Origin of the sequence: Streptomyces inhibens (assembly GCF_022221585.1) — a bacterium.
GTDB lineage: Bacteria > Actinomycetota > Actinomycetes > Streptomycetales > Streptomycetaceae > Streptomyces > Streptomyces inhibens.
In genome coordinates this window covers 2,972,930-2,995,380 of the sequence record NZ_CP084681.1, presented here as the reverse complement: position 1 = coordinate 2,995,380, position 22,451 = coordinate 2,972,930, and the positions used below count along the sequence as shown (strand labels likewise).

The 22,451-nt window shown below is 71.0% G+C and carries 18 protein-coding genes; 9 read left to right on the top strand and 9 right to left on the bottom strand.

Features of this window, described 5'->3' with window-relative positions; translation table 11 throughout:
• Positions 1 to 26 precede the first annotated feature (26 nt).
• From KI385_RS13810 to KI385_RS13800, 3 genes are all read right to left on the bottom strand, one after another.
• The gene (locus tag KI385_RS13810) at positions 27 to 1,790 is read right to left on the bottom strand and encodes an NAD+ synthase (RefSeq protein ID WP_238572498.1); all 1,764 of its coding nucleotides are present in this window, start codon (positions 1,788 to 1,790) and stop codon (positions 27 to 29) included.
• 145 nt (positions 1,791 to 1,935) lie between these two features.
• Positions 1,936 to 3,579, bottom strand: a complete 1,644-nt coding sequence (locus tag KI385_RS13805; RefSeq protein WP_238572497.1) for a multicopper oxidase family protein — start codon at positions 3,577 to 3,579, stop codon at positions 1,936 to 1,938.
• Between the two features lie 99 nt (positions 3,580 to 3,678).
• A complete protein-coding gene (locus tag KI385_RS13800) occupies positions 3,679 to 3,987 on the bottom strand; it encodes a hypothetical protein (RefSeq protein WP_238572496.1) in 309 nt (102 codons plus the stop codon).
• Positions 3,988 to 4,224: 237 nt separating this feature from the next.
• Between KI385_RS13800 and KI385_RS13795 the strand changes: the two genes are divergently transcribed.
• Together KI385_RS13795 and KI385_RS13790 are read left to right on the top strand one after the other, a co-directional pair.
• On the top strand, positions 4,225 to 5,031 hold the full coding sequence (locus KI385_RS13795; RefSeq protein WP_238572495.1) for a DUF998 domain-containing protein: 807 nt from the start codon (positions 4,225 to 4,227) through the stop codon (positions 5,029 to 5,031).
• Entirely contained in the window at positions 5,028 to 5,924 is an 897-nt protein-coding gene (locus KI385_RS13790; RefSeq protein WP_238572494.1) for an alpha/beta fold hydrolase, read from the top strand. Before KI385_RS13795 ends, KI385_RS13790 begins: the two co-directional genes overlap by 4 nt.
• Positions 5,925 to 5,960: 36 nt before the next feature.
• Here KI385_RS13790 and KI385_RS13785 read toward each other — a convergent pair whose 3' ends face one another.
• Genes KI385_RS13785 through KI385_RS13775 form a run of 3 tightly spaced genes read right to left on the bottom strand, consistent with a single transcriptional unit; the run spans position 5,961 to position 7,902 of the window.
• Complete coding sequence (locus KI385_RS13785; protein ID WP_238572493.1) at positions 5,961 to 6,605, bottom strand: hypothetical protein; 645 nt, start codon at positions 6,603 to 6,605, stop codon at positions 5,961 to 5,963.
• Between the two features lie 26 nt (positions 6,606 to 6,631).
• Entirely contained in the window at positions 6,632 to 7,570 is a 939-nt protein-coding gene (locus KI385_RS13780) for a WXG100 family type VII secretion target (protein ID WP_238572492.1), read from the bottom strand.
• On the bottom strand, positions 7,567 to 7,902 hold the full coding sequence (locus KI385_RS13775) for a hypothetical protein (protein WP_238572491.1): 336 nt from the start codon (positions 7,900 to 7,902) through the stop codon (positions 7,567 to 7,569). Before KI385_RS13775 ends, KI385_RS13780 begins: the two co-directional genes overlap by 4 nt.
• A gap of 332 nt (positions 7,903 to 8,234) precedes the next feature.
• Here KI385_RS13775 and KI385_RS13770 point away from each other — a divergent pair, with 332 nt between their 5' ends.
• Both KI385_RS13770 and KI385_RS13765 read left to right on the top strand, forming a co-directional pair.
• Complete coding sequence (locus KI385_RS13770) at positions 8,235 to 9,596, top strand: glutamine synthetase family protein (protein ID WP_238572490.1); 1,362 nt, start codon at positions 8,235 to 8,237, stop codon at positions 9,594 to 9,596.
• Between the two features lie 26 nt (positions 9,597 to 9,622).
• The gene (locus KI385_RS13765; protein ID WP_238572489.1) at positions 9,623 to 12,646 is read left to right on the top strand and encodes a bifunctional [glutamine synthetase] adenylyltransferase/[glutamine synthetase]-adenylyl-L-tyrosine phosphorylase; all 3,024 of its coding nucleotides are present in this window, start codon (positions 9,623 to 9,625) and stop codon (positions 12,644 to 12,646) included.
• Positions 12,647 to 12,819: 173 nt separating this feature from the next.
• Here the strand turns inward: KI385_RS13765 and KI385_RS13760 are convergent, their stop codons facing one another.
• The 3 genes from KI385_RS13760 to KI385_RS13750 all read right to left on the bottom strand — a co-directional run bounded on the left by KI385_RS13760 (position 12,820) and on the right by KI385_RS13750 (position 16,483).
• Positions 12,820 to 13,668: a phosphatase PAP2 family protein gene (locus tag KI385_RS13760; RefSeq protein ID WP_238572488.1), complete on the bottom strand. Its 849-nt coding sequence runs from the start codon at positions 13,666 to 13,668 to the stop codon at positions 12,820 to 12,822.
• Positions 13,669 to 13,786: 118 nt separating this feature from the next.
• Positions 13,787 to 14,836 carry a LacI family DNA-binding transcriptional regulator gene (locus tag KI385_RS13755; protein ID WP_238572487.1) on the bottom strand — a complete coding sequence of 350 codons (1,050 nt, stop codon included), beginning with the start codon at positions 14,834 to 14,836 and terminating at the stop codon, positions 13,787 to 13,789.
• Between the two features lie 24 nt (positions 14,837 to 14,860).
• Positions 14,861 to 16,483 carry a glycoside hydrolase family 13 protein gene (locus KI385_RS13750; protein ID WP_238572486.1) on the bottom strand — a complete coding sequence of 541 codons (1,623 nt, stop codon included), beginning with the start codon at positions 16,481 to 16,483 and terminating at the stop codon, positions 14,861 to 14,863.
• Positions 16,484 to 16,708: 225 nt separating this feature from the next.
• Between KI385_RS13750 and KI385_RS13745 the strand changes: the two genes are divergently transcribed.
• From KI385_RS13745 to KI385_RS13725, 5 genes are read left to right on the top strand one after another with little or no spacing between them, the layout of a single operon-like run.
• The gene (locus tag KI385_RS13745; RefSeq protein ID WP_238572485.1) at positions 16,709 to 17,995 is read left to right on the top strand and encodes an extracellular solute-binding protein; all 1,287 of its coding nucleotides are present in this window, start codon (positions 16,709 to 16,711) and stop codon (positions 17,993 to 17,995) included.
• 53 nt (positions 17,996 to 18,048) lie between these two features.
• A complete protein-coding gene (locus tag KI385_RS13740) occupies positions 18,049 to 18,927 on the top strand; it encodes a carbohydrate ABC transporter permease (RefSeq protein WP_425357072.1) in 879 nt (292 codons plus the stop codon).
• Positions 18,928 to 18,929: 2 nt separating this feature from the next.
• Complete coding sequence (locus KI385_RS13735) at positions 18,930 to 19,796, top strand: sugar ABC transporter permease (protein ID WP_238572483.1); 867 nt, start codon at positions 18,930 to 18,932, stop codon at positions 19,794 to 19,796.
• Position 19,797: 1 nt separating this feature from the next.
• The gene (locus KI385_RS13730; RefSeq protein WP_238572482.1) at positions 19,798 to 21,384 is read left to right on the top strand and encodes a glycoside hydrolase family 13 protein; all 1,587 of its coding nucleotides are present in this window, start codon (positions 19,798 to 19,800) and stop codon (positions 21,382 to 21,384) included.
• Positions 21,372 to 22,436 (top strand): LacI family DNA-binding transcriptional regulator, encoded by a 1,065-nt coding sequence (locus tag KI385_RS13725; RefSeq protein WP_238572481.1) that lies wholly within the window; start codon positions 21,372 to 21,374, stop codon positions 22,434 to 22,436. Before KI385_RS13730 ends, KI385_RS13725 begins: the two co-directional genes overlap by 13 nt.
• Positions 22,437 to 22,451 lie beyond the last annotated feature (15 nt).

The window sequence follows — 22,451 nt, the reverse complement described above, 5'->3', positions numbered from 1 at the left end:
TCGCGGCGGGAGTTCGGCGACAGGGCCTAGGCGCGGCCCGGCGTCTCCCGCCAGCGATTGGTGATCGGCAGCCGCCGGTCCTTGCCGAAGCCCTTGGCGGAGATCTTGGTGCCCGGCGGGTACTGGCGCCTCTTGTACTCGGCCGTGTCGACCATCCGCACCACCCGCGCGGCCAGTTCCTCGTCGAAGCCCTGGGCGACGATGTCCGCCAGGCCGCGGTCGCGGTCGACGTACAGCTCCAGGATGCGGTCCAGGATGTCGTAGTCGGGGAGCGAGTCGGTGTCGACCTGGCCGGGGCGGAGTTCGGCGCTCGGCGGCTTGGTGAGGGTGTTCTCCGGGATCGGCGGGGTCCGGCCGCGGTCGGCGGCGGCCTGGTTGCGCCAGCGGGCCAGCTCGTAGACGACCGATTTGTAGACGTCCTTGATGGGGCCGTAGCCGCCGACCGAGTCGCCGTAAAGGGTCGAATAGCCGCAGGCCAGCTCGGACTTGTTGCCGGGGGCGAGGACCAGGTGGCCCTCCTGGTTGGAGATCGCCATCAAGGTCGTTCCGCGCAGCCGCGACTGGAGGTTCTCCTCGGCGAGGCCGGTGAGGGGGAGCGCCTGCATGTAGGCGTCGAACATCGGGCCGATCGGCACCGTACGGAAGGACAGGCCCGTACGGCGGGCGAGTTCGGCGGCGTCGGTGAGCGAGTGTTCGGAGGAGTAGCGCGAGGGCATCGCCACCGCGTGGACCTGGCCCGCGCCCAGGGCGTCGCAGGCGAGGGCGGCGACCAGCGCGGAGTCGATCCCGCCGGAGAGGCCGAGCACCACGCTGCGGAAGCCGTTCTTGGCGACATACGCGCGCAGGCCGACGACCAGCGCGGTGTAGATCTCCTCGATGTCCGTGAGGCGTTCGGCCTCGCCGCCGAGGGTCTCGGGGACGTAGGACGGCAGCGGCTCGGAGGAGAGGGTGAGGTGGGCGACGCGCAGTCCGTCGTCGAGCACGCCGGAGGGCGGCACGGGCGCCGCGGCGGGCAGTTCCAGATCGACCAGTACGCAGCCCTCAGCGAACTGCGGGGCCCGCGCGATCACCCCGCCGTCCTTGTCGACGACGATCGAGTCGCCGTCGAAGACCAGATCGTCCTGGCCGCCGATCATCGCCAGATACGCGGTGGTGCAGCCGGCCTCCTGGGCCCGCTTGCGGACCAGCTCCAGCCGGGTGTCGTCCTTGTCCCGCTCGTACGGTGAGGCGTTGATGGACAGCAGCAGCCCGGCGCCCGCACTGCGAGTGGCCGGCACCCGGCCGCCGTCCTGCCACAGGTCCTCGCAGATGGCGAGCGCGACATCCACGCCGTGCACCCGTACGACGGGCAGTGTGTCGCCGGGGACGAAGTAGCGGAACTCGTCGAAGACGCCGTAGTTGGGAAGGTGGTGCTTGGCGAAGGACAGGGCGACATCGCCGCGGTGCAGCACGGCGGCGGCGTTCTGGGGGGCGCCCGCGGGCCGTCCGTAGCGTGGTGTGGCCTGCTCACCGCGGTCGAGATAGCCGACGATCACCGGGAGGTCGCCCAGGCCCTGCTCGTCCAGCCGGCCGGCCAGCGCCCGCAGCGCGGTGCGGCTCGCCTCGACGAACGACGGGCGCAGTGCGAGGTCCTCGACGGGATAGCCGGTCAGCGCCATCTCGGGGAACGCGACGAGGTGTGCGCCCTGGTCGGCGGCGTGCCGGGTCCAGTGCGCGATCGTCTCGGCGTTCTGGGCGAGATCGCCGACACAGGAATCGATCTGATTGAGGGCGAGACGAAGTTGAGGCACCCCGCCAGTGTAATCGTCTTTCTGACGCAATGGGGGGTCGAAGCGGTGTCGGTGGTGCTTCGGAGGCGTTACGGGCGGGCTTGAACGGCGGCGTGCCGGGCGGCCCGAATCGCCCTGCGGGCCGCCCGTCGCACGCCGTGCCGGGTCACTTCTTCCGGTAGCCCATGACCGTCATCATCCCCGACTCCGAGTGGTAGAGGTTGTGGCAGTGGACCATCCACAGCCCGGGGTTGTCGGCGTCGAAGTCGACCGCGATCCTGCGGCCGGGCAGCACCATCATGGTGTCCTTGCGGGGGCCGCCGTCCGGCAGCGTGAAGGTGTGCCCGTGCACATGCATCGGGTGCCACATCCTGGAGTGGTTGCGGAAGGTGATCCGGACCCGTTCACCGGCCTCGACCGCGTACCGCTGCGACGACGAGTACGCCTCCCGGTTGATCGACCAGTCGAACCTCTTCATGGAGCCGGAGAGCGTCATGTCGATGGTGCGGTCGGGTCGGCGGGATACGGCCCGGACCGACTCGGCGGCCCTGAGTCGGTCCGCGGTCACCAACTTGCCGTACAGCCGCTTGGGGCGCACCGACGGGCCGGGCGCCTCGCCGCTTCCGGTGCGCAGCACGGCCAGCGCGGAGCGCTGCTTGCCCTCGGCGAGCGCGGTGAGCGGAAAGACGCCGTCCTTGGCCGTGATCATGACGTCATAGCGCTCGCTCATGCCGATCAGCAGCGCATCGGTCGTGTCGTGCTCGACGGGGCGGCCGTCGGTGTGGGTCACGGTCATCCGGTGGCCGCCGAGCGCGACGCGGTAGCAGGTGTCGCTGCCCGCGTTGATGAACCGGATCCGGATGCGGTCGCCGGGCCTGGCGCGGAAGGTCTGCGGGTCCTCGGCGGTACGGCCGTTGATGAGGTGGTACGGGTGGTCCACATCGCCCGCGATGCCGCGCAGCAGCCTGCTCCTGGCGTCCTTCAGCACCCGCGACGGGCCGTCGGAGGGCGCCGCGGCCTGTCCGTCCTTGCCGTGCGCGCCATGGGTCGTTCCGCCGCCGCCCCTCGTTCGCGGACCGTCGTCCATGTCCTCGTGGCCCATGCCATGGTGGTTCCTGCCGTGGTGCAGCTCGGTCAGCACGGCGTCGGGTGTGCTGCCGTCGATCCCGTCGAGCCAGTCGTCGATCATGACGACCCACTCCTGGTCGTACGAGAGCGGCTCCCTGGGGTCCTCGACGATGAGCGCCGTGTAGAGCCCGCGGTCCAGCTGCACGCCGTAGTGCGGGTGCACCCAGTGCGTACCGGGGTCGGTGACCGCGAAGTGGTAGTCGAAGGTGGCGCCGGGTTTGACGGACCGCTGGGTCAGGCCCGGGACGCCGTCCATGTCGTTGCGCACGGCCAGCCCGTGCCAGTGCAGGGTCGTGGACTGCGGAAGGTGGTTGGCGAGGGTCAGCGCCATTCTGTCGCCCGCCGTGATCCGCAGCTCCTTGCCGGGCAGTTCGTCGCCGTACGCCCAGGTCCGAACGGTACGGCCGCCCAGGTCGAGGCGGGTCTCGGCGGCGGTCAGCGAGTAATGGCGCACAGGGCCCGCGCCCCGCCTGCGCTCGGTCTCGGCGACCTCCGGGCCGTCGGGGGAGACATAGCCGGGCGGCACGTCGCCGGAGTCGTGGGAGTGGTCCATGACGTTCTTGCCGTCCGGGCCGGCCTGCCGGCCGGAGCCGGATGCGCCGGTGGCACAGGCGGTCAGCAGACCGTTGCCGGCGACGGCGATACCCGCGCCGAGCAGGGCGCGGCGGGAGTGCGTACGCATGGGAGAAGCACCTCGTGACGATGTCGGTGGTGAGCGAGGGTCGGTGTGAGGGGCGGCGCTGCCGCGGACTCCGGTGGGCGTCGGCGGCGGGGCGCGCTCCTACACGCGCAGCACCGACAGTCGGGCGAGGAGTTTGAGGCGCGGCGACGCGGATATCTGCCACCGGCCGTGCGGCAGACGTGCGCGCACCGCCGCGAGCAGGCCGGTCTCCGGGCGCCCGGTCAGCGTGCCGACGCCGAGGAGGACCAGGAGGGCGAGCGCCCAGACACAGAGAACGACGCGGGTGTCGTGCCCGTCGTGTCCGGTCATCGGGTACCCGGACGTATGCGTGGTGACGATGCCGACGATCAGCGCTGTGAACAGCAGCAGTCGGCCGCACCACGCGGCGGCCTTGCCCTGTTCCCGCATCGCGGACCTCTCGACGGAACGACGAACCGGCGGACGTCATGACGGCCGCCTCACGCACCCTACCCCCGAGGGGTATGGGCCTCCAGTGGTGGCCGCCGAACGGGGGGCCACCGGCCCGGCCCGCCCCTCAACCACCCGCCTATCCTTGGCCTACCCGCGCCAACGGCCTGCGCGGGGGCACCCCCGGCGGCAGCCGGGGATTGCCGCGCGGCGGGCCGGGTCCTCCCGAACACCTGGATGTCCGTGACCCGTACCCGCCCTCCCGCCGCCGCCCGCCACCGGGCGGCCGCCGCGCTGCTGCTGCTCGGCGCCCTCGCGTACACCGCGTGGGTGCTGGAGCTGGTGGTCGCCACCGGCCTCGACCCCGTGCAGGCGTACGTCAGCGAGCTGGCCGCCGCCGACCAGCCGCTCGGCGGGCTCTTCCGCGCCACCGATCTGATCGCCGGGCTGCTCGTACTCGCCGGTGCGGTGACCGCGCTGCTGACCCTGGAACGCAGACCGTGGGCGACGGCGGGCTGGGTCGCGCTGGCGCTCTTCGGCGCCGCCACGGCCGTCGACTCCCGGCTGCCGCTGAGCTGCGCGCCGACCAGCGACCCGGCGTGCGCGGCCCGGGAGACCGCGGGCCTGGTGCCGGCCACCCATACCGCGCACGCCCTCAGCAGCTCCTGCGCCATGATCGGCGCGCTCGCCGCGCTGGTCCTGCTGACCTTCGCCGCCCGGCGCTACGACCGATGGCCGGCGCTCGGCCGCCTCGGACCGCCGCTGGTGTTGGCCGAACTCGCCGCAACGATCTGGACGCTGGCCTCCGTCGCGGCCTTCACCGCGGGTCAGGGCACCTTGGCCCTCGGCGCCGGACAGCGTCTGCAGGTCCTGCTGGTGGCCCTCTACATCGTGCTGCTCGCAGGCTGTGTGGCGCGGTCGGCACGGACGGGCGCCGCGGAGCCCGCCGTACGGCCGGTGCCGCCCGCCCCGCCGGCGTCCCCGCACCCGAAGCCGTCCCCGAAGCCGTCCCCGTACCCGAAGCCAGGAGAAGGAGACCGATGAGCCGAACCCCGCGCCCGCTGCCCACCCCCGGCCGCATTCTGCGCGTCGACGGAGTACCGCTGCATGTGCTGACCGAGGGCAGCGGCCCCGTCTGTGTCCTCAGCGGCGGCCTTGGCATGGCGTGGTTCGACTGGGACGCGGTCGCCGCGCTGCTCGCCCCGCACCGCACCGTCGTCCGCTTCGACCGCCCCGGTCTCGGCCTGAGCGGACCGGCGCCCGCGCCGCCCACCCTCGCCGCCGAGGCGGACCGGATCGCCCATCTCCTGGACGCGCTCGGCCATTTCGGCCCCGCCACCGTCGTCGGCCACTCGCTCGCCGGTTTCCACGCCGAGGCGTTCGCCCGGCTGCACCCCGACCGCTGCGCCGGGGCCGTGCTGGTCGACGGCAGTGTCGAGGAGCGCCCGCGGCCCCGGCTGCCGCGTGCGCTGCGTACCGCCTGGGCGGGCGGGCTGGCCGGAGCGCTGTCCGCCGCCGGGCTGCCGCGCGTCCTGGGCCCGGTCACCCGCCGTCTGATCGGCCGTGTCTCGACCGTCGGCAGCCACCCGCCGCACCCGTGGGAGCGCGCCGGCTACCGCACCAGCCGGGTCGTGAAGGCCTGTGCCCTGGAGAACGCCACCTACCTCTACCAGGCCGCCGAGCTCGCCGCGCTGCGTGCGGACCATCCGATGCCGGGCGCACCGGTGACGGTCCTGGCGGCGTACGACGGCAGCGAGACGGCGGGCCAACTGCGCTGGCTGGAGCGGCAGCGGGCGCTCGCCGCCGAGCTGGGCGGCCGGTTCGCGGTCGCCGCGCCCGCGGGCCATCTGGTGATGGCCGATGTGCCGGAGTCGGTGGTCCGGGCGGTACTGGATCTGTCGGGGACGGGGCGCGACGCGGCGGTGCCGTCCGTCTAGGGCCTGTCCGACCCTGATCCGCCGGACAGGCCCTGGCTAGGCCGGCCCCAGGAGGCCGGTGAGCAGCGGCACCTGCCGCCGTTCACCGGCCTCCAGTGCCAGCCAGGATCCGTCGGGGAAGGCGATGTCCACCCGGGACGTGTGGCGCGCGGGATGCGGGTCGCGCCGCAGGCCGTACCGTCCACGCGGCAGCTCGCCGAGCAGCCGGGCCGCCTCCCGCTCCGGCATCGAGGGCTTGCTCAGCAGCAACAGCCGCTGGTCGGTGAAGGCCAGCGCGAGCTGCTCGTTGGCGTAGTGGGAGACGTCCGGCGTGCCGGTGCGGGTGGTGATGACGAACCACCCCGCGACGCTGTCCCAGCCCCCTTCCCAGACACGCCCGCGGAAGATCCGGCGCACCCCGCGCCAGGTGTGGTGCGCACCCGCTTCCACCAGCCCGGCAGGGACGGAACACAGCCACATGACAGCGCCCACGGGCAGAAAGATCCGCTGCCATCCCTTGAACCGTGCCTTCTCCCGCGCCGCGGGCTTGGGCCGGCGGCAGCGCTTGGGGATGACGTCGGGCACCAGCGGGTCGAGCTTCACCGGCAGGGCGCCGTACAGGGTCTCTCCCGGCCGCAGATGACCCGAACCGTGCGCGATGAGCCAGGCGTCCCGCTCCGGGACGACGGGGGTGGGGTGCATATCCGTCTCTCTGTCCGCCCCGGCACTCAGCCGAAGGTGTCCTCGATACTGCCCTTGGGCACGCGATACGGCTTCGGCTCCTTCGGGCCGTCGTCGTCCAGCGCCTCCTTGCCGAAGTGCTTGATCGCTTCCTCGGCCGGGGCCTTGTAGTCGCCGGTGAGGCCGGTGGCGGCGCCGATGAGGGGCTTCGAGCCGTGACCGGCGATCTGGCCGGTGACGATGTGGTGGGCCATCCAGTCCCGCATGCTCTGCCCGCGCATGCCCGTGGGCCCGCCCAGCTTGCGCAGTGTGGCGGCGACCTTGCGCGCCTCGTTGAAGGACTTCGCGCCGCTCTTGAACTCCTTGACGGCCTTCATCAGGTCCCGCAGCGTCTTGGCCAGGCCCGTGGAGACCTTCTCGACCCGGCCGATGAAGACCGCGACCTCCGCCTCCGCGACCAGGCCGTCCACCACCGTCGCCAGGCCCAGCGTGAGAATGTCGGTGATCACCATCGCGGCCAGGGTCATCGCCGCCCACTCGATCGCCTCGCGGATGATCGCGACGATGGCGTCCTCGGCGAACTTGCACTCCGCGGCGGCCTGACTGAGGATCCCCGCGGTTTTGCCCATGTCCTTGGCGGTGTCGTCGATGGCATCGACGATCTTGCCCATCCCGTGGCCGAAGCCGTCGGAGGCGTCGCCCTCCCACTGCTCGGGCAGCGCCCGTGCCGCCGACCGCAGCCCGTCGGCCACCTTGTGCAGCGCATCGGCCTGTGCGCGCCACTCCTTGGCGGCGGCGGTGAGCTGCGTGGGCATGCCGGTGACCTTTTCCAGGTCGTCCATCAGCCCGATCTTGTCGAGGAACCACCGGATCGCGTCGTCGAGCCCGGCGTCGATGCCGTGCTCCTCGCTGTTGTGGATCTCCTCGACGTCGGGAAGCTTCTCGATCTCCTTGTTGACCCACGCATAGGCGGCCGAGACGCTCATACGGGCACGCTCCCGCCGCCCGCGCCGCTCCCGCCGAAGCCTTCCTGGAGGGCGTATTCATTGGCGACATAGGCGCCTGCCATCGCCCGCAGGCTCTCCGCCGCGCTCTGCAGCAGGTCGGTGATGTCATGGATGTTCTGCTGCGCCGCGGTGGCGTGCTCGTTGTACGAGGTGTGCAGCTCGTCGGACTCCGGCAGCTTGCCGAAGGCACCCGACGGTATGTCCACATGCTCCAGCGCCCGCGCGATCCGCGGGACCGCCTCCTGATGCTGTTCGGTGCCGGACGCGCAGTGGAATATCGCGTCCGGGTTGGTCTGGAAGCCCTGTCCCATGCCCCGTCTCCCCGTATGTTCCGGCTGTTCCGGATCGCCTTGCACCGGTCGGAGTCAGCGTAGGAACGGCAAGGCACGGAGCCGTCAATACCGGGTCAATGGGTGATCATTTGCGGCCCAAGACTGGGCCAAGCCGGCTGTTCGGCGCCGCGGACCGCGCTGACCTCGTTCCCTACGGGGAAGGATCCGCGAGGAGGGTTACGGGGCGGCGGTTCTGATTCAGGCCAAGGGTGCGTAATGTGACGGTAACCCCCGCACGTGATACTGGTGTGCCACACCGCGTCGTTCCCCGCGTGTGGACAGGCCGATTGACCTGCAAGGATTGGTGACCCATGGACAAGCAGCAGGAGTTTGTGCTCCGGACGCTGGAAGAGCGCGACATTCGCTTCGTCCGGCTGTGGTTCACCGACGTACTCGGATTCCTCAAGTCCGTGGCGGTGGCCCCCGCCGAGCTGGAGCAGGCCTTCGACGAGGGCATCGGCTTCGACGGCTCGGCCATTGAAGGATTCGCCCGCGTGTACGAATCCGACATGATCGCGAAGCCCGACCCCGGCACCTTCCAGATCCTGCCCTGGCGCGCCGAGGCCCCCGGCACCGCCCGGATGTTCTGCGACATCCTGATGCCGGACGGCTCCCCGTCGTACGCCGACCCGCGCTATGTCCTCAAGCGCATCCTGGCCAAGACCTCCGACCTCGGGTTCACCTTCTACACCCACCCCGAGATCGAGTTCTTCCTGCTCAAGGACAAGCCGGTGGACGGCCAGCGGCCCACCCCCGGCGACTCCTCCGGCTACTTCGACCACACCCCGCAGAACGTCGGCATGGACTTCCGCCGGCAGGCCATCACGATGCTGGAGTCGATGGGCATCTCGGTGGAGTTCAGCCACCACGAGGGCGCGCCCGGCCAGCAGGAGATCGACCTCCGCTACGCCGACGCGCTGTCGACCGCGGACAACATCATGACGTTCCGGCTGGTCATGAAGCAGGTGGCGCTGGAGCAGGGCGTCCAGGCGACGTTCATGCCCAAGCCGTTCTCGGAGTTCCCGGGCTCCGGTATGCACACCCACCTCTCGCTCTTCGAGGGCGACCGTAACGCCTTCCACGAGTCCGGCTCGGAGTACCAACTCTCCAAGGTCGGCCGCTCGTTCATCGCCGGTCTGCTCAAGCACGCGGGCGAGATCTCCGCCGTCACCAACCAGTGGGTCAACTCCTACAAGCGCATCTGGGGCGGCGCCAACCGCACCGCCGGCGCCGGCGGCGAGGCTCCCTCCTACATCTGCTGGGGCCACAACAACCGCTCCGCGCTGATCCGCGTCCCGATGTACAAGCCCGGCAAGATGGGCTCGACCCGGGTCGAGGTCCGCTCGATCGACTCCGGCGCCAACCCGTATCTGACGTACGCGGTGCTGCTGGCGGCCGGTCTCAAGGGCATCGAGGAGGGCTACGAACTCCCGGCCGGCGCCGATGACGACGTCTGGGCGCTGTCGGACTCCGAGCGCCGGGCGATGGGCATCGAGCCGCTGCCGCAGAACCTCGGCGAGGCCATCGACCTGATGGAGCGCAGCGAACTGGTCGCCGAGACCCTCGGTGAGCACGTCTTCGACTTCTTCCTGCGCAACAAGAAGCAGGAGTGGGAGGAGTACAGGTCGGAGGTCACCGCCTTCGAGCTGCGCAAGATGCTGCCCGTGCTCTGAGCCACCGGCCACCGAGAGGCTGCACCATGGCACTACCCGCTCCGCAGGGACGGCGGAGCAGCACCTTCACCCGGCTGCTGAGACACGGTTTCACCGACCCCTCGGCGGCCGGGGAGCTGCTCGAAGCCCCCGAACTCGCCCCCGTACGCGATGACTCGGTGCTGCTGGAGGCGCTGGGGGCCACCGCGGACCCGGACCTCGCGCTGCGCGGTCTGGTCCGCCTGGTGGAGGCGCAGGAACCGGACGAGCAGCAGGCCCTGCTGAGCACCCTGGTCGCGGCCAAACCGCTGCGCGACCGGCTGCTGGGCGTGATGGGCGCCTCCGAGGCGCTTGCCGACCATCTCGCCCGGCATCCGGACGACTGGCAGTCGCTGGTCACCTACGAGTCGGTCGATCTGCACCCCACCACCCCCGAGTTCGAGCAGGCGCTCGCCGAGGGCATCTGGGGCGAGCGGGGCGCCGACCGGCCGCGCGCGGATGCGCTGCGCGCCGCCTACCGCCGGGCCCTGCTGGGCATCGCGGCCCGCGATGTGTGCGGCACGACCGATGTCGCCGAGGCGGCGGCGGAGCTGGCGGACCTGGCCACCGCCACGGTGCGCGCCGCCCTGGAGATCAGCTACGAAGAGGCCCCCGGCGACGCGGCGGTGAGCCGGCTGGCGGTCATCGGCATGGGCAAATGCGGCGGCCGGGAGCTGAACTATGTCTCCGACGTCGATGTCATCTTCGTCGCCGAGGCCAAGGAAGGCGTCGACGAGGCCAAGGCGCTGCAGGCCGCGACCCGGCTCGCCGCCCGCATGATGCGGCTGTGCTCGGACAACACGGTCGAGGGCACGATCTGGCCGGTGGACGCCAATCTGCGCCCCGAGGGCCGCAACGGCCCGCTGGTGCGCACGCTCAGCAGCCATCTCGCCTACTACCAGCGCTGGGCCAAGACCTGGGAGTTCCAGGCGCTGCTCAAGGCCCGGCCGATGGCCGGTGACCTGGGGCTGGGGCAGGAGTACGTCGACGCGCTGTCGCCGATGGTGTGGGACGTCGCCGAGCGGGAGAACTTCGTCGCCGATGTGCGCCAGATGCGCCGCCGGGTCGTCGAGAACATCCCCGCGGCCCAGGTCGAGCGGGAGCTCAAGCTCGGCCCCGGCGGGCTGCGCGATGTCGAATTCGCCGTCCAGCTGCTGCAGTTGGTGCACGGCCGCAGCGATGCCACGCTGCGCAGCGCCACCACCCTCGACGCGCTGGCGGCGCTGGCGGCCGGCGGCTATGTCGGGCGCCAGGACGCCGCGGCGCTGGATGCCGCCTACCGTTTTCTGCGCACGCTGGAGCACCGTATCCAGCTCTTCCGGATGCGCCGTACGCATCTGATGCCCGAGGCCGAGGTCGAACTCCGGCGGCTGGCACGCTCGTTGGGCCTGCGCACCGAGCCGGTCGACACCCTCCGCAGGGAGTGGAAGTGGCACGCCCGCGAGGTGCGCCGACTGCACGAGAAGCTCTTCTACCGGCCTCTGCTCGACGCCGTCGCCCATCTGGAGCCCGGCGAGACCCGGCTCTCCGCCAAGGCCGCCGGCCATCGCCTCGAAGCCCTGGGCTACGCCGACCCGGTCGCCGCGCTGCGGCATCTGGAGGCGCTGGCGTCCGGCGTGACCCGCAAGGCCGCCATCCAGCGCACGCTGCTGCCGGTGCTGCTCGCCTGGTTCGCGGACTCCGCCGACCCGGACGCCGGGCTGCTCAACTTCCGCAAGGTCTCCGACGCGCTCGGCAAGACGCCCTGGTATCTGCGGCTGCTGCGCGACGAGGGCGCGGCCGCCGAGAACCTCGCCCGGGTGCTGTCCGCCGGCCGGTTCGCCCCCGATCTGCTGCTGCGCGCCCCCGAGGCGGTCGCGCTGCTGGGCGCCCCCGACGGGCTGCAGCCGCGCTCCCGGGCGGCGCTGGAGCAGGAGGTGCTGGCCGCGGTCGGCCGAGCGGACGGTGCGGAGGCGGCGGCCGCCGCGGCCCGTGGGGTGCGCCGCCGGGAGCTGTTCCGTACGGCCGCGGCGGATGTGATCGGCGCGTACGGCACGGAGTTCAGCCCGGCGGAGACCGACCACGGCCACTCCGTCGACACCGTCGGCGCCGCGGTCTCCGACCTCAACGCCGCCACCCTCGCCGGTGCCCTGCGCGCCGCGGTCCGCGAGCAGTGGGGCGACACCCTTCCCACCCACTTCGCGGTGATCGGCGTGGGCCGGTTCGGCGGACATGAGCTGAGCTACGGCTCGGACGCCGATGTCCTGTTCGTCCACGAGCCGCGCGAGGGCGCCGACGAGCAGGAGGCCGCCCAGGCCGCCCACGCGGTGGCCAACGAGATGCGCCGGCTGCTCGAACTCCCCTCCTCCGACCCGCCGTTGCCCATCGACGCGGATCTGCGCCCGGAGGGCAGATCGGGACCGCTGGTGCGCACCCTCGCCTCGTACGCCGCCTACTACCGGCGCTGGTCGCTGGTGTGGGAGGCGCAGGCCCTGCTGCGCGCCGAACCGGTCGCCGGCGACGTCGAGCTGGGACAGCGGTTCATCGAGCTGATCGACCCGCTGCGCTATCCCGCCGAGGGCCTGGGCGACGACGCGGTCCGCGAGATCCGCAAGCTCAAGGCCCGGATGGAGTCCGAGCGGCTGCCCCGCGGCGCGGACCCGACCACCCACGCCAAGCTGGGGCGCGGCGGTCTGAGCGATGTCGAGTGGACGGTGCAGCTGATGCAGATGCAGCACGGCTGGGAGATCCCCGGGCTGCGCACCACCCGTACCCGCAAGGCGCTGGCCGCGGCCCACGCCGCCGGGCTGATCGGCACCGAGGACGCCCAGACCCTGGACGAGGCCTGGGTGCTGGCGGCGCGGGTGCGCAACGCGGTGATGCTGGTGCGCGGCCGCCCCGGCGACACCTTCCCGGTCGACGGCCGGGAGCTGGCGGCGGTGGGCCGCTACCTCGGGTACGAGGAGGGGCACGTCGGCGAGATGATCGACGACTACCGGCGGATCACCCGGCGGGCGCGCAGCGTGGTCGAGGAGCTGTTCTACGGGGCGTGAGCCGCGGCGTCCGGCGCCGGCAGCCCCCGGCAGTGCCCGAGGAACCCGGCCGGCGTCAGCTCGAAGGCCCGGTCGAGCGCCGAGCCCGGCACACCTGACGATGACCGGCGGCCGGGTCACCCATCGGACGGTGGGCTGGTACGGCCGAAGCCGATACGCGTGGCCTGTGGTGCCTACGCCACCGCAGGCACCACCCGCGACAGACGATGCGGCAGCGTGCCGTACCAGACACCGGCCAGCGCGAAGCCGAAGCTCAGGCACAGCACTCCGCCGACCGCGTCCAGCCAGAAGTGGTTGGCGGTGGAGACGATGACCAGCAGCGTCACGGTGGGGTAGAGCAGCCCGAGGGCCTTGGCCCACAGCGGCTTGGCCAGCAGCGCGATAGTGATACCGCACCACAGCGACCAGCCGATGTGCATCGACGGCATCGCGGCGTACTGGTTGGACATCGAGGCGAGGTTGCCGGACGCCATCGAGCCCCATGTCCCGTGCTTGATCAGGGTGTCGACGAAGCCGCCGTCCGGCATCAGCCGGGGCGGCGCCAAAGGGTAGAAGTAGTAGCCGATCAGGGCGACACCGGTGGTGGCGAACAGGGCCAGCCGGGCGGCGGCGTAGCGGCCCGGATGCCAGCGGTAGAGCCAGACCAGCACACCGATCGTGACGATGAAGTGGAGTGTCGCGTAGTAGTAGTTCATCGACACGATCAGCCACGTCACGCCGTTCACCGCGTGGTTGACGGTGTGTTCCACGGCGATGCCCAGCGAGTGCTCCGCCTGCCAGATCCAGTCGGCGTTCTTCAGCGCCTGCGCCTTCTGCTCCGGCACCGCGTTACGGATCAGTGAGTACGTCCAGTAGCTGACCGCGATCAGCAGGATCTCGAACCAGAGGCGGGGTGTGCGAGGGGACCGCAATCGGGCCAATCGGGCCAACCGGCCTTCGCTCGCAGGGCGGTCCACACGCTCCCCGGCGGGTGGCGGGGTGGTCGGCAGGCCGTCCAAAGTCCTCGTATTCGCATCACCCATAGGCAGACAGTCTGCCAGAAAGGGACGTCTCGTCGATCATCCTTCGGTCGGGTATTCGACCCTCTGTATCCGTCTTGCGACGGACGGAAGACCCCCGCCGTTCTCAGGGCCGCAGCCCTCAGTGGGCCCGCAGCGGCTTGGGGATCCTGGCCGGTTTCGGGGCCGAGGCGGTCGAGCCGCGCACCACCAGCTCGGGGTGGAAGACGAACTCGCTGTGCGGGGCCGGGGTGCCGCCGATCTCCTCCAGGAGCGCGCGCACCGCCGCCTGCCCCATGGCCGTGACCGGCTGCCGGATCGTGGTCAGCGGCGGGTCGGTGAAGGCGATCAGCGGGGAGTCGTCGAAGCCGACCACGGAGATCTCGCGCGGTACGTCGAGCCCGCGCTGCCGGGCCGCGCGGATCGCACCGAGCGCCATCATGTCGCTGGCGCAGATGATGGCGGTGGCGCCCCGCTCGATCAGCGCGCTCGCCGCGGCCTGGCCGCCCTCCAGGGTGTAGAGGGAGTGCTGGATGAACGGCTCCGCCTCGGCCGGGCCGATCTGCAGCCGCTCCTGCATGCTGCGGACAAAACCTTCGATCTTGCGCTGGACGGGAACGAACCGCTGGGGGCCGAGCGCCAGCCCGATCCGCCGGTGGCCGAGCGCGCTGAGATGCGTGACCGCCAGATCCACCGCCGCCCGGTCGTCGGGGGAGACGAACGGCGCCTGCACCTTGTCGGAGAAGCCGTTGATGAGGACGAACGGCACGCCCTGGCCGCGCAGCTGCTCATAGCGCTGCATATCGGCGGAGGTGTCGGCGTGCAGCCCGGAGACGAAGATGATGCCGGCGACCCCGCGGTCGACCAGCATCTCGGTCAGCTCGTCCTCCGTGGAGCCGCCCGGAGTCTGGGTCGCGAGGACCGGGGTGTAGCCCTGCCGGGTCAGCGCCTGGCCGATGACCTGGGCGAACGCCGGGAAGATCGGGTTCTCCAGCTCCGGGGTGATCAGCCCGACCAGGCCCGCGCTGCGCTGCCGCAGCCGCACCGGGCGCTCGTAGCCCAGCACGTCGAGTGCGGCAAGCACGGACTGGCGGGTGGTGGCGGAGACACCGGGCTTTCCATTGAGCACCCGGCTGACGGTGGCCTCGCTGACACCCGCCTGCGCTGCGATATCGGCCAGCCGGGCGGTCATGGGTGGGACTGTACCGTTCGGCCGTCAGATTGCCCACCAGGTGCAGCTGTCGCCGGGGAGCACGGCGGCGGCGTTGTTGACGGTCACCGGGGCGCTGGAGAGCAGCGGTGTTCCGGGCGGCGGGAGTTCGACGTCGTGGCCCAGGGTGTTGACGGTACACAGCACGCCGGGGCGGCTGAAGGCGAGCACCCCGTCGGGGGCCGGCTGCCAGTTCATCGTCCCGTCGCCCAGGCCCGGCAGCCGTCGCCGCAGATCGAGGGCGGTGCGGTAGAGCTCCAGGGTGGAGGCGGGGTCGCCGGTCTGCGCCGCGACGGTGAGGCGGCGCCAGTCGGCGGGCTGCGGCAGCCAGCTGCCGCCGGGCCCGAAGCCGTACGGCGGCAGCTCGCCGGACCAGGGGAGCGGCACCCGGCAGCCGTCGCGGAAGCCGTCCTGGCCGCTGGCCCCGGAGGCCCGGTGGCCGCGGAAGAACGCCGGGTCCTGGCGCGCCTCGTCGGGCAGGTCGGTGACCTCCGGCAGTCCCAGCTCCTCGCCCTGGTAGAGGTAGGCCGAGCCGGGCAGGGCCAGCATCAGGAGGGTGGCGGCGCGGGCGCGGTCCAGGCCCCCGCCGAGCCGGGTGGTGTGCCGTACGACGTCGTGGTTGGACAGCACCCAGGTGGTGGGGGCGCCGACCGAGGCGGTGGCGGCGAGCGAGGCGTCGATGACCGAGCGCAGCGCGCCGGCCTGCCAGCCGGCGTTCAGGAACTGGAAGTTGAAGGCCTGGTGCAGTTCGTCGGGGCGTACGTACAGGGCGAGGCGTTCGGGGGTGGGGGCCCAGGCCTCGGCGACGCCGACGACCTGCTTGCCGTGGGCGTCGCCGTATCCGTCCAGGAGGCGGCGCCAGGCGCGGTGGATGGCGTGCACGCCGTCCTGGTCGAAGAAGGGCAGCACCTGGGTGCCGATCAGCTTGGCCTGCTGGCCGTGGCCGATGTCCGGCAGGCCGGGTGCCTTGACCATGCCGTGCGCGACATCGATCCGGAAGCCGTCCACGCCGAGGTCGAGCCAGAAGCGCATGACGGCCTCGAATTCGGCGTGCACATCCGGATTGTCCCAGTCCAGGTCGGGCTGCTCGGGGGCGAAGAGGTGGAGGTACCAGTCGCCGCGGTCGGTGCGGGTCCAGGCCGGGCCGCCGAAGACCGACTCCCAGTCGTTGGGCGGGAGTTCGCCGTCCTTGCCCTTGCCGGGGCGGAAGAGATAGCGCTGCCGGGCGAGCTCGGGGTCCTGGAACCACGGGTGCCGGTCGGAGGTGTGGTTGGGGACGATGTCGACGATCACCCGCAGGTCCAGTTCGTGGGCGGTGCGGATCAGGTCGTCGGCGTCCTGGAGGCTGCCGAAGAGCGGGTCGACGGCGCGGTAGTCGGCGACGTCATAGCCACCGTCGGCCTGTGGTGAGGCGTAGAAGGGCGTGAGCCAGACGGCGTCCACGCCCAGGTCCCGGAGGTACGGCAGGCGCTCGCGGACCCCGCGCAGATCGCCGATGCCGTCGCCGTCGCTGTCGGCGAAGGAGCGTACGTATACCTGGTAGATGACGGCGTCGCGCCACCACGACGGACCTCGGCCCGGTCCGGGGGCCTGGGGGGCGGGGCTGGGGGAAGTGAGCTCCTGGGTCATCTGCCGTCCCTGTCGAGGTCAAGAGGGCGTTGGTGCCTTCACGGAATCAACGCTCGGGCAGCCGCGCGGTGACGGTGCCACGGATGCCGGGAGGGTCCCGTTCCGGCCATCCCGTTGCAATTTGTTCCAACGGTCTTGCAGAAAATTGCCGCAAGGTCTTTCGGTTTGTTTGCAGCGCTGTTACGTTCCTGACCGCCATCTGAGGCATTTCCCTAAGGAGTTCACATGCGGCGTGGCATACGGGGCGTAACGGCCACCGCGCTGGTAGCGGGCCTGGCACTGGCAGCGACGGCGTGCGGTGGGGGTGACAGCGGAGGGAGTAACAACAGCGGCGGCGAACTGTCCGGAACCGTTACCTTCTGGGACACCTCCAACGACGCCGAGAAGGCGACCTACCGCAAGCTTGCCGAGGGCTTCCAGAAAGAGCACCCGAAGGTCCACGTCCAGTACGTGAACGTCCCGTTCGGTGACGCCAACGCCAAGTTCAAGAACGCGGCCGGCGGCAACTCCGGCGCCCCCGACGTGATGCGCACCGAGGTCGCCTGGGTCGCCGACTTCGCCAACCTCGGCTACCTCGCCCCGCTCGACGGCACCCCCGCCCTCGACAAGAGCGACGACTACCTCCCGCAGGCCGTCGGCTCCACCAAGTTCAAGGGCAAGACCTACGCCGCGCCGCAGGTCATCGACACCCTCGGCCTCTTCTACAACAAGAAGATCCTCAAGGACGCCGGCGTCGAGGTGCCCAAGACCTTCGCCGAGCTGGCCGCCTCCGCCAAGAAGATCAAGGCCAAGACCGGCGCCACCGCCCTCTACCTGCGCGGCGACGACCCCTACTGGTTCCTGCCCTACCTCTACGGCGAGGGCGGCAACATGGTCGACGCCCGCGACAAGGTCGTCGAGATCGACGACGGCGCCGGCGTCAAGGCGTTCAAGGCCATCAAGGACCTGGTCGACTCCAAGGCCGCCGTCACCGACGCCACCGACGGCCAGGAGAACCAGCTCAAGGCCCTCAAGGACGGCACCGTCGCGATGGCCGTCGACGGCCCCTGGGACATCGAGGGCGCCCGCGCCGGCAAGGCATTCAAGTCCCCCGCCAACAAGGAGAACCTCGGCGTCGCCCCCGTCCCCGGCGGCAGCTCCGCCCAGGGCTCCCCGCAGGGCGGCTGGAACCTCTCCGTCTACGCCGGCAGCAAGAACCTGCAAGCCTCGTACGCCTTCGTGAAGTACATGAGCTCCGCCAAGGTCCAGCAGGAGACCACCGACAAGCTCAGCCTGCTGCCCACCCGCAAGTCCGTGTACGACGTGCCGGCCGTCAAGAACAACGAGATGGTCAAGTTCTTCAAGCCCGCCGTCGACGGCGCCGTCCAGCGCCCCTGGATCGCCGAGGGCAACTCCCTCTTCGAGCCGATCAAGGTCCAGATGAACAAGGTGCTCACCGGCGCCGCCACGCCCGAGCAGGCCGCCAAGGCGACCGGCGACGCCTACCGGAAGCTGCTCAAGGACTACAAGTGACCGTTGCTGTACGGGTGCGCCGGGCGCTGGGCACCCACTGGTACGCATGGACGATGGTCGCCCCGGTGGTACTCGTCATCGGGGTGATCATCGGCTACCCGCTGGTGCGCGGCGTCTTCCTCTCGCTCACCGACGCCAATGAGGCCAACGTCCAGCGCGACATCGGCGTCAACCACATCCCCGCCACCTACAAGTTCACCGGCCTGGACAACTACCAGGCCGTGCTCTCCGACAGCGTCTTCTGGGACCGTCTGGGCTGGACGGTCCTGTGGACCGTCGGCTGTGTCTCGATCACCTTCCTGGCCGGCCTGACGCTGGCGAACATGCTCAACCGCACGCTGCGCGGCCGCACCTTCTACCGCCTGGCCCTGATCCTGCCCTGGGCCGTCCCCGCCTTCATCTCCGTCTTCACCTGGCGGATGCTCTACAACGAGAAGAACGGCATCCTCAACAAGCTGCTGGCCGGCGGCGGCATCGACGCGATCCCCTGGCTCAACGACCCGACCTGGGCCAAGCTCTCGGTCATCGCCGTCAACGTCTGGCTCGGCGTGCCCTTCATGCTCGTCGCCCTGCTCGGCGGACTGCAGTCCATACCGGGGGAGCTGTACGAGGCCGCCGAGATGGACGGCGCGAGCGCCTGGCAGCGGTTTCGCCACATCACCGTGCCGGGACTGCGCGCGGTCAGCAGCACGGTGATCCTGCTCTCCACCATCTGGACCTTCAACATGTTCCCGGTGATCTTCCTGCTGACCCGGGGCGGCCCCGGCGACGCCACCGAGATCCTGGTGACCTACGCCTACCGGCTCTCCTTCGTCGACAGCCCCCGCAACTTCTCCGAGTCCGCGACCTGGGGCGTACTGATCCTCGTACTGCTCTCGATCGTCGCCGTCGTCTACCGCCGGGCGCTGCGCAAGCAGGGAGAGGTGTGGTGACCATGACCCGCACACGCACGACCCGCACACCGAAGACCCGTACCCGCAACCAGCGTTCCCGGCCCGCGTCCATAGGGCTGCACGCGACCCTGGCCGCCGCGGCCGTGATCGCGGTCTTCCCGCCGCTGTGGCTGCTGGTGACGTCCTTCAAACCGAGGACCGACGCCTTCTCCACCGGCGTCGTCACCCACTTCACCTTCGCCAACTACACCCATGTACTGGCCGACACCGAGTTCCTGACCTGGTTCAAGAACTCCGTGATCATCGTCGGGCTGACCACCGTCCTCGGCGTCTTCATCGCCGCTACCACCGGCTACGCCGTCAGCCGCTTCCGCTTCCCCGGTATGCGCCCGCTGATGTGGCTGCTGCTGATCACCCAGATGTTCCCGGTCGCGGTGCTGATCGTGCCGTTGTACAACCTGCTGGCGAGCCTCGGCCTGCTCAACCAGCCCGCGGGCCTGGTCGTGACGTATCTGACCATCGCCGTTCCGTTCTGCGCCTGGATGATGAAGGGCTTCTTCGACACCATCCCGGTGGAGATCGACGAATCGGGACGGGTCGACGGCCTCAATCCGTTCGGCACCTTCTGGCGTCTGGTCCTGCCGCTGGCCCGCCCCGGCCTCGCCGTCACCGGCTTCTACACCTTCGTCACCGCCTGGGCCGAGGTCGCCTACGCGTCCGCCTTCATGACCGGCGAGGAGAATCTGACGCTCGCCGGCGGCCTGCAGACCTTCGTCAACCAGTACACCAACGACTGGGGTTCGATGACCGCCGCCGCCGTGATCATCGCCGTGCCGGCCGCGCTCGTCTTCGCCTTCGCCCAGCGCCACCTCGTATCCGGACTGACCGCCGGCACCACCAAGGGTTGATATGACTCCACAGCACAACGTCACTCCTGCCACCGACTGGTGGCGCGACGCGGTGATCTATCAGGTCTATCCGCGCAGCTTCGCCGACGGCAACGGCGACGGCATGGGGGATCTGGCAGGCATCCGCAGCCGCCTGCCGTACCTGCGTGACCTGGGCGTGGACGCCGTCTGGCTCAGCCCCTTCTACGCCTCCCCGCAGGCCGACGCCGGCTACGACGTCGCCGACTACCGCGCCATCGACCCGATGTTCGGCACCCTGCCCGACGCCGAGGCCGTCATCCGCGAGGCCCATCGGCTGGGCCTGCGCATCATCGTCGACGTCGTCCCCAACCACTGCTCCGACCAGCACGAATGGTTCCGGCGGGGACTCGCCGAGGGCCCCGGCTCCACGGCCCGTGAGCGCTTCCACTTCCGTAAGGGACGCGGCGAGAACGGCGAAGAGCCGCCCAACGACTGGGAGTCGCTGTTCGGCGGCCCAGCCTGGACCCGGGTCCCCGATGGGGAGTGGTACCTCCACCTCTTCGCACCCGAGCAGCCCGACTTCAACTGGGAACACCCCGCCGTCCAGGACGAGTTCCGCTCCATCCTGCGCTTCTGGCTGGACCTGGGCGTCGACGGCTTCCGGGTGGACGTGGCACACGGCCTGGTCAAGGCCCCCGGCCTGCCCGACATGGGACACGGCGAGCAGCTGAAACTGCTCGGCAACCAGGTGCTGCCGTTCTTCGACCAGGACGGTGTCCACGACATCTACCGCTCCTGGCGCGCCGTCCTCGACGAGTACTCCGGCGACCGGATCGCGGTCGCCGAGGCCTGGACCCCCACCGCCGAACGCACCGCGCTCTACCTGCGCTCCGACGAACTCCACCAGGCCTTCAACTTCCATTACCTGAACACCGGTTGGGACGCGGACGCGCTCCGCGAGGCGATCGACTCCTCGCTCGACGCCATGCGCCCGGTGGCCGCCCCGACGACCTGGGTGCTCTCCAACCACGACGTCGTACGCCACCGCACCCGCCTCGGCGGGGGCCTGGACCGCGCCCGCGCCGCCACCATCCTGATGCTGGCGCTGCCCGGCTCGGCCTACCTCTACCAGGGCGAGGAGCTGGGCCTGCCCGAGGTCACCGACCTGCCCGACGAGGTCCGCCAGGACCCCTCCTTCTTCCGGGACACCGGGCAGGACGGCCTGCGTGACGGCTGCCGGGTGCCGATCCCCTGGAGCGGTCAGCAGGCGCCGTACGGCTTCGGCGACGGCGGCAGCTGGCTTCCGCAGCCCGCCGACTGGGCCGGGCTCAGCGTCCAGGCCCAGACCGGCGACCCCGGCTCGACCCTGGAGCTGTACCGCGCCGCGCTGGCGCTGCGGCGCACCCACCCGGGCCTCGGCGCGGGCGAGACGGTCGAATGGCTGACCGCACCCGAGGGCGTCCTGGCCTTCCGCCGGCCGGGCGGCCTGGTCTGCACCGTCAATGTGACCGAGGCGCCCATCCGGCTGCCAGCACCCGGCAGGCTCCTGCTCTCCTCCCGTCAACTGGACGTACCCCAGGGCGACTTCGTCCTGCCCGCCGATACCGCTGTCTGGTGGGAGGAGTGACCCTGCCCCCTGCCCACGCCACCCCCCGGCTGTCCGACATCGCCGCCCAGGCGCAGGTCAGCGAGGCGACCGTCAGCCGGGTCCTGAACGGCAAGGCGGGCGTGGCGGCGAGCACCCGGCAGCGGGTGCTCGCCGCGCTCGACGTCCTCGGCTACGAACGTCCCGTACGGCTGCGCCGCCGCAGCGCCGGGCTGGTCGGACTGGTCATCCCCGAGCTGACCAACCCGATCTTCCCCGCCTTCGCCCAGATCATCGAGCAGTCGCTGGCTGGCCATGGCTACACACCGGTGCTGTGCACCCAGATGCCGGGCGGAGCCACCGAGGACGAACTCGTCGAGCAGCTGGAGGAACGCGGTGTCACCGGCATCGTCTTCCTCTCCGGCCTGCACGCCGACACCCGCGCCGACCCCGGCCGCTACGCCCGCCTGGCGTCCCGCGGCGTCCCCTTCGTCCTCATCAACGGCTACAACCCGCACATCGACGCGCCGTTCGTCTCACCCGACGACGGCGCGGCGGCCCGGATGGCGGTGCGCCACCTGGCCGAGCTGGGCCACGAGCGGATCGGGCTGGCCGTCGGCCCGTCCCGTTACGTCCCCTCCCGCCGCAAGGCCGAGGGCTTCGTGGCGGCGCTGGGCGAGTCGTTCGGCCTGTCGAGGGGGCAGGCCGAACGACGCGTCCAGCACACCCTGTTCAGCGTCGAGGGCGGCCATGCGGCGGCCGCGGCGCTGCTGGACGAGGGCTGCACCGGCATCGTCTGCGGCAGCGATCTGATGGCGCTCGGGGTCGTGCGCGCGGCCCGCCAGCGCGGCCTGGACGTACCGGGAGCGCTCTCCGTGGTCGGCTTCGACGACTCCCAGCTGATCGCCTTCACCGACCCGCCGCTGACCACGGTGCGCCAGCCGGTGCAGGCGATGGCGACCGCCGCGGTGGGCGCGCTGATCGAGGAGATCCATGACCGTGCGCACGGCCGGCAGACCCCCGGCCGTCGCACCGAGTTCGTCTTCCAGCCGGAGCTGGTCGTACGGGGATCGACGGGGCCGGTACGGGAATGACCTCCGGCGTGGACC

Bases quoted from the DNA above. Each gene is read 5' to 3' on its own strand.
- KI385_RS13785 (WP_238572493.1), bottom strand. From the start codon at position 6,605: ATGCACCCCACCCCCGTCGTCCCGGAGCGGGACGCCTGGCTCATCGCG.
- KI385_RS13750 (WP_238572486.1), bottom strand. From the start codon at position 16,483: ATGACCCAGGAGCTCACTTCCCCCAGCCCCGCCCCCCAGGCCCCCGGA.
- KI385_RS13800 (WP_238572496.1), bottom strand. From the start codon at position 3,987: ATGCGGGAACAGGGCAAGGCCGCCGCGTGGTGCGGCCGACTGCTGCTG.
- KI385_RS13765 (WP_238572489.1), top strand. From the start codon at position 9,623: ATGGCACTACCCGCTCCGCAGGGACGGCGGAGCAGCACCTTCACCCGG.
- KI385_RS13795 (WP_238572495.1), top strand. From the start codon at position 4,225: ATGTCCGTGACCCGTACCCGCCCTCCCGCCGCCGCCCGCCACCGGGCG.
- KI385_RS13745 (WP_238572485.1), top strand. From the start codon at position 16,709: ATGCGGCGTGGCATACGGGGCGTAACGGCCACCGCGCTGGTAGCGGGC.
- KI385_RS13760 (WP_238572488.1), bottom strand. From the start codon at position 13,668: ATGGGTGATGCGAATACGAGGACTTTGGACGGCCTGCCGACCACCCCG.
- KI385_RS13790 (WP_238572494.1), top strand. From the start codon at position 5,028: ATGAGCCGAACCCCGCGCCCGCTGCCCACCCCCGGCCGCATTCTGCGC.
- KI385_RS13805 (WP_238572497.1), bottom strand. From the start codon at position 3,579: ATGCGTACGCACTCCCGCCGCGCCCTGCTCGGCGCGGGTATCGCCGTC.
- KI385_RS13740 (WP_425357072.1), top strand. From the start codon at position 18,049: ATGGTCGCCCCGGTGGTACTCGTCATCGGGGTGATCATCGGCTACCCG.
- KI385_RS13770 (WP_238572490.1), top strand. From the start codon at position 8,235: ATGGACAAGCAGCAGGAGTTTGTGCTCCGGACGCTGGAAGAGCGCGAC.
- KI385_RS13755 (WP_238572487.1), bottom strand. From the start codon at position 14,836: ATGACCGCCCGGCTGGCCGATATCGCAGCGCAGGCGGGTGTCAGCGAG.
- KI385_RS13730 (WP_238572482.1), top strand. From the start codon at position 19,798: ATGACTCCACAGCACAACGTCACTCCTGCCACCGACTGGTGGCGCGAC.
- KI385_RS13735 (WP_238572483.1), top strand. From the start codon at position 18,930: ATGACCCGCACACGCACGACCCGCACACCGAAGACCCGTACCCGCAAC.
- KI385_RS13775 (WP_238572491.1), bottom strand. From the start codon at position 7,902: ATGGGACAGGGCTTCCAGACCAACCCGGACGCGATATTCCACTGCGCG.
- KI385_RS13780 (WP_238572492.1), bottom strand. From the start codon at position 7,570: ATGAGCGTCTCGGCCGCCTATGCGTGGGTCAACAAGGAGATCGAGAAG.